The sequence below is a fragment of the Micromonospora sp. NPDC052213 genome, assembly GCF_040679695.1.
Taxonomy (GTDB): domain Bacteria; phylum Actinomycetota; class Actinomycetes; order Mycobacteriales; family Micromonosporaceae; genus Micromonospora.
The window spans coordinates 1-5,801 of record NZ_JBFAVI010000268.1 but is presented as its reverse complement, the minus strand read 5'-3'; the positions used below and the strand labels follow the sequence as shown (position 1 = coordinate 5,801).

General features: G+C 74.3%; 6 protein-coding genes. 2 read left to right on the top strand and 4 right to left on the bottom strand.

Annotated elements, in window-relative coordinates; genetic code table 11:
• The first annotated feature begins 160 nt into the window (after positions 1 to 160).
• The gene (locus tag AB0L34_RS32545) at positions 161 to 802 is read left to right on the top strand and encodes an MOSC domain-containing protein (RefSeq protein WP_357460412.1); all 642 of its coding nucleotides are present in this window, start codon (positions 161 to 163) and stop codon (positions 800 to 802) included.
• Positions 803 to 935: 133 nt separating this feature from the next.
• On the opposite strand, the gene AB0L34_RS32540 is transcribed toward AB0L34_RS32545, so the two are convergent.
• From AB0L34_RS32540 to AB0L34_RS32530, 3 genes are all read right to left on the bottom strand, one after another.
• Positions 936 to 1,871: a phytanoyl-CoA dioxygenase family protein gene (locus tag AB0L34_RS32540; protein WP_363709364.1), complete on the bottom strand. Its 936-nt coding sequence runs from the start codon at positions 1,869 to 1,871 to the stop codon at positions 936 to 938.
• A 188-nt stretch (positions 1,872 to 2,059) separates the two neighbouring features.
• Positions 2,060 to 2,920, bottom strand: a complete 861-nt coding sequence (locus AB0L34_RS32535) for a hypothetical protein (protein ID WP_363709361.1) — start codon at positions 2,918 to 2,920, stop codon at positions 2,060 to 2,062.
• Positions 2,921 to 3,171: 251 nt separating this feature from the next.
• On the bottom strand, positions 3,172 to 3,975 hold the full coding sequence (locus AB0L34_RS32530) for an enoyl-CoA hydratase family protein (RefSeq protein WP_363709359.1): 804 nt from the start codon (positions 3,973 to 3,975) through the stop codon (positions 3,172 to 3,174).
• 19 nt (positions 3,976 to 3,994) lie between these two features.
• Between AB0L34_RS32530 and hemW the strand changes: the two genes are divergently transcribed.
• A complete protein-coding gene (hemW, locus tag AB0L34_RS32525) occupies positions 3,995 to 5,218 on the top strand; it encodes a radical SAM family heme chaperone HemW (RefSeq protein ID WP_350710903.1) in 1,224 nt (407 codons plus the stop codon).
• A 65-nt stretch (positions 5,219 to 5,283) separates the two neighbouring features.
• Here hemW and AB0L34_RS32520 read toward each other — a convergent pair.
• Positions 5,284 to 5,801: DUF4870 domain-containing protein (locus AB0L34_RS32520; RefSeq protein WP_363709357.1), on the bottom strand; the 518-nt coding region annotated here is incomplete at its 5' end.

The window sequence follows — 5,801 nt, the reverse complement described above, 5'->3', positions numbered from 1 at the left end:
CCTGCTGCTCCCGCGCCGGATGTTCAGGGGCCGGGGGCCCGGCCCCGACACGGGCTCCCCCCCGCGTGTGCTCGGGTCCCGGGGCGACGCACAGCGTCGACCAGGGACCCTTGTTTTGCCCCCTCCGGGCGCGTCCACGGGGCGGGCTAGGCTGACCGCCATGACGGGCAGGCTGGCAGCGGTGAACCTCGGCGGTGTGACCGAGGCGGAGTGGGCGGGCGACGCGAGCGGGCGCACCGGCATCGACAAGCGGCCGGTGGACGGCCCCGTGCTGCTGCGCGCCGACGGGGTGGCCGGCGACTTCATCGGCGAGCGCGCCCACCACGGCGGCCCGGACCAGGCGGTCTACGCGTACGCCGAGGAGGACGCCGGCTGGTGGGCGACCGAGCTGGGTCGCGCCATCCGTCCCGGCGGGTTCGGCGAGAACCTGACCACGTACGCGGTCGACGTGACCGGAGCGGTGATCGGCGAGCAGTGGGCGATCGGGTCGGCGCTGCTCCAGGTGACCAAGCCCCGGACGCCGTGCACCACCTTCGCCGGCTTCTGGGGCGTACCGGACCTGATCAAGCGGTTCACGGTGCGGGCGAAGCCCGGGGCGTACCTGCGGGTGCTGCGCGAGGGCGAGGTCGGCGCGGGTGACCCGGTCGAGGTGGTCGACCGGCCCGCGCACGGGGTGACGATCGGCGAGGTGTTCCGGGCGTTGAACCTGGAGCCCGACCTGCTGCCCCGGCTGCTCGACGCGCCGGAACTGCCCGAGCCGATCCGGGAGAAGGTGCGCCGCCGCCTCGCCCGCCGCCGCTGACCCGCCGCCTCGCCGCTGACCCGCCGCCTCGCCGGCGGTACGGGTGCCGGAGGCGTGGGAACGCGGAACGGGCCCCGTCCCGTGGGGGAGGGGCCCGTCCGGTGTCGCCTCGGCGGGGAGCCGGGTTACCGGCTCAGCGGAGCCAGGGGATGCTGCGGTCGAGCAGGCCCCGCTGCTTGAGCTCCTTGCGCAGCGGGATCTCGTCGTCGATGTAGCCGTCCCAGTTGATGCCCCAGTAGTTGGCGGTGTGGGTGCCCTCGCCGCAGAGCTGGCGCTGCACCGGCGTGCGGTTGGCCCACCACTCGCCGTCCTTGTCGATGTGCAGCTCGTCCAGCGGGCGGATCCACCGGTAGGTGTAGCCGACGAAGAGCATCTTGCGCGTGATGGTCGACAGGTTGGTCGACCGGGAGTGCCACTGGCGGCGGTCGAAGATGAAGGCGTCACCCGGGTTCGCGGTGATCTCCACCGTGCCCTCCGGGTCCGGGTTGTGCACGGAGGTGTCCTCCGGGCGCGGCAGCGAGTTCCACAGGTGGCTGCCCGGGATCACCTTGGTGGCGCCCCGGCCGTTCTCCGACAGGTCGGAGAGCACGTAGGCCACCTTGAGGGAGAACATCGGCCGGGGAAGGTTCGGGTCCATCGTCTCCGGGTCGGAGTTCTGCCGGTACCCGTCCTGGTGCCAGCCCCAGTACGGCTTCTCCGGCTCCAGCGCCGGCGGGGTGACGTCCAGGTGGTTGTGGTGGGTGTAGATGTTCCAGCCGGCGAGGCCCCACATGTACGGGAAGGCGATCGGGTGGGTCAGCAGGTCGCCGAAGAGCTCGTCCCGCTCCAGGAAGCCCAGCAGGTGCAGGGTGCCGTCCTTGGTGGTGTTGCCCTTGGCCTCTTCCTCGGCGTAGACGCGGTCGACCGCCGCCTCCAGCGCCGCCCGGTGGTCCTCCGTCAGGACGTTGCGCAGCAGGAGGAAGCCCTGCTCGTGGAACTCCTTGCGGTCGGTGTCACTGATCGGTTCGTAACCGGTCCGGTCGCCGTAGTCGAACACCTCGACGTCCCCTCCCCATCGGGCGAAAACCATTGCTGGCACAGGCCGCCGATCGTAACGCGCTGGTTCCGGTGCGGGGTACTACCCCGCGTGATATGCGACCGTTGCCCGAACCGTGGGGAGTTGAACCGCTACAATCCGTTGCCCTGAGGGGGGTCGCCGGGGCTTCTGTCCTGGAATGACGGATTGTGCGGTGACTGCCGGTAAGGAGATGAGAGTCCCTACGCCTCGGCGAAGACCTCGGCGACCACCCGGTCGCCGGTGGCATCGTCACCGACCTGGTTCCAGGTGCCGTCGCGGGCGGTCCACTCCAGGCCGCCGAAGCGCACCCGCTTCACCCCGTGGTCCTGCGCGTGGGAGACGAGCCAGTGCGCGTAGCGCCAGCCCCGGCGCTCGTCGGCGGCGGGGACCGTGAGGCCGGTCAGGTCCGCCGCGGTGGTGGCGGCGGCCAGGCCCCAGTCGAGCGACAGCCCGCGGGTCAGCGCGGTCGCGGCGGCCGCCCCGCGCATCGCCGGGTCGCGGCCCACCGTGCAGGCCACCGCGCCGGTGGCGTGTCCGAGCAGGGCCCGTGTCAGCACCTCCGACTCGTCCGCCCACTTCTGGTACGCCTCCGGGAAGGCGGAGCGCTGCACCTTCTGCGCCGCGTCGGTGACCCGCATCCGCTCCCAGCCGCGCACCTTCTTCAGCGCGGCGTAGAACCGGTTCGCCGCGTACCGGGGGTCGCGGATCTCCTCCGGGCTGCCCCAGCCCTGGCTCGGGCGTTGCTGGAACAGCCCCACGGAGTCGCGGTCGCCTCCGGCGAGGTTGCGCAGGCCGGATTCCTGGTACGCGGTGGCCAGCGCCACCACGACGGCCCGCTCGGGCATCTTCCGCTGGATGCCGATCGCCGCGATCGTCGCCGCGTTGGCCATCTGGTCGGCGTCCAGGGCCACCCGGCCGTCCGCCTGCACCGTGCACGTCCGGCTGGACAGCGGCAGGCGCAACTGCCCACCCACCTGCCGGATGACGAGCCAGATTCCGACCACGGCGACGAGGACGAGGACGACGCCGCCCGCCACGACTGCCCGAGTTCGCACCCACACCCCCTGTTCGACAGTCCGACAAGCGTACGTCCCCCGTGGTGCCTGCCGGGTCGTCCGACCGGTTCCCGCCGGCCCGCCGCGCGCGTGGCACCGGCCGTCGGGGCGCTCCCGAGGGCGCCGAACGGCCCCGGTGGCGGGCCCGGATGTTCCCGTTTCCCGCGCGCCCTCACCTCTCCCGCACGGCCGTGGCCGACGACGTTCCCTGCCGCCTACCGGTCGACGGCGTCCGCGCCCGCCTACCGGTCGGCTGCCTACCGGCCGACGGCGTCGCCGTCGGCGGCGGGAACCCAGCGGGCCGGCCGCTTCTCCCGGAACGCCAGCACGCCCTCGCGGCCCTCCTCCGAGAGGAAGTACCCGGTCGAGAGGGTGGACAGCCCGGCGACCTCCTCCCGCAGGTCGGTCGCGGGCGGCCGGCGCAGCAGTTGCTTCGCCCCGGCCAGCGCGCCCGGCGCGCCCCGGACCAGCGAGTCGCAGTAGGCGGCGACGGCGGCGTCCAGCCCGTCGGCCGGCACGGCGGCGGTGACCAGGCCGATCTCCGCGGCGCGCCGGCCGTCGAAGGTGTCCCCGGTCAGGTAGAGCTCGGCCGCCGCGCGGGGGTGCAGCCGGGGCAGCACGGTCGCGGAGATCACCGCCGGGATCACCCCGATCCGCACCTCGGTGAAGGCGAACGTCGCCTCCTGCGCGCACACCGCCAGGTCGGCCGCCGCGATCAGGCCCAGCCCGCCGGCCCGCGCCGGGCCGGCCACCCTCGCCACCACCGGCTTCGGGCACTCCCAGACCGCCGCGAGCACGTCACCCAGCATCCCGGCCGGCACGCTCCCGCTGGCGTACGCGGCGGCGGTCTCCTTGAGATCCGCCCCCGAGCAGAAGACCGGCCCGGTGTGGTCCAGCACGACCACGCGTACGGCGTCGTCGGCGACCGCCTCGGACAGGCCGGCCAGCAGCTGGGTCATCAGCGGCGTGGAGAGCGCGTTGCGGTTGTGCGGGCTGTCCAGGGTGAGGGTGGTCACCCCACGGGCCGTGGCGGCCCGCACGAGCACGTCGGGAGAGGTCATGCCGGGCACACTAGTGGCCATGCCCGGCGTCCTTCCAGAAGGCGAATCCGTTCCCGTCGACGGCTCGCTGCCCGCCGCCGCCACCCGCGCGGTCGGCGCGCGCGGCTTCGGCGTGTACGTGCACGTCCCGTTCTGCGCCAGCCGCTGCGGCTACTGCGACTTCAACACCTACACGGCGGCCGAACTGGGCGGCGGGGCGAGCCGGGAGGGCTACGCCGACACCGTGCTGGCCGAGCTGGCGCTCGCCGGCCGGGTGCTGGGCGACGCCCCGCCGCCCCGGGTCGACACGGTCTTCGTCGGCGGCGGCACCCCGACCCTGCTTCCCGCCGACGACCTGGCCCGGATCCTCGACGGCATCGACCGCACCTGGGGGCTCGCGCCCGACGCCGAGGTGACCACCGAGGCCAACCCGGAGTCGGTGACCCCGGAGTCCCTGCGGGCACTGCGGGCGGCCGGCTACACCCGGATCTCGCTGGGCATGCAGTCCGCCGCGCCGGGGGTGCTGGCGATCCTCGACCGCACGCACAGCGCCGGCCGGGCCACAGCCGCCGCCCGGGAGGCCCGCGACGCCGGGTTCGCGCACGTCAACCTCGACCTCATCTACGGCACGCCGGGGGAGAGCGAGGACGACTTCGCCGCCTCCCTCGACCAGGTCGTCGCCGCCGGGGTGGACCACGTCAGCGCGTACGCCCTGATCGTGGAGGACGGCACCCGGCTCGCCGCCCGGATGCGGCGCGGCGAGTTGGCGTACCCCTCCGACGACGTCGCCGCGGACCGCTACCTGGCCGCGGAGGCCGCCCTCGACGCGGCCGGTTTCTCCTGGTACGAGGTGTCGAACTGGGCCCGCGGCGACGCGGCCCGGTGCCGGCACAACCTGCTCTACTGGACCGGCGCCGACTGGTGGGGCCTCGGCCCGGGGGCGCACAGCCACGTCGGCGGCGTGCGCTGGTGGAACGTGAAGCATCCCACGACGTACGCGAAGCGGCTGGCCGGCGGCGAGTCGCCCGGCCTGGCCCGGGAGGTGCTCACCGCCGACGAGGCGCACATGGAGGACGTCATGCTCCGGCTGCGGCTCGCCTCCGGGCTGCCGCTGGACGCCCTCGACGACGCCGGCCGGGCCGGCGCCGAGCGGGCGCTCGCCGACGGACTGCTGGCCGGCCCCGACCACGCGGCGGGCCGGGCGGTGCTGACCCTGCGGGGGCGGTTGCTCGCCGACGCGGTCGTCCGCGACCTGCTGCCCTGAGGCGCGGAGGCCCACGCCGTGTGGCGGCGCGTGGCCGGTCCGGCCGGGGGAGCGGCCGGCCCGGCTCACCTGGTGAAGCTGTAGGCCATCGGGTAGCGGTAGAGCACGCCCTCGTTGGCCTTGACCCCGGCGACGATCCCGAAGATCAGCGGCACCAGCCAGACGAGCATCGGGACGAAGAACAGGATCCCGCAGGTGATCAGGGTGAGCACCCAGCTCAGCACGCCCACGATCGCCCAGGTGATCTGGAAGTTCAGCGCCGCGACGGCGTGCGCCCGGACGGTCGGCGACTGTTGCCCCCGGGCCATCAGCGCGATGAGCGGCGCGACCCAGCCGAGCAGGCCGCCGCCGACGATCACCCCGACCGCGCCGCCGAAGTGGGCGATCAGGGCCCAGTTCTTGTCCTCGTTGTTGGCGTAGCCTCCGGTGGGCGCGCCGTATCCGCCGCCGGTCGGATAGCCGACCCCCGGCGGGGGGTAGCCGCCCGGCGGGGGGTAGCCCCCGGGCGCCCTGTCGTACGTCGTGTCCGCGTACTTCCTGATGCGGATCCGGCCGACGGAGCCGGCGCCCGCCCGCGGCGGCC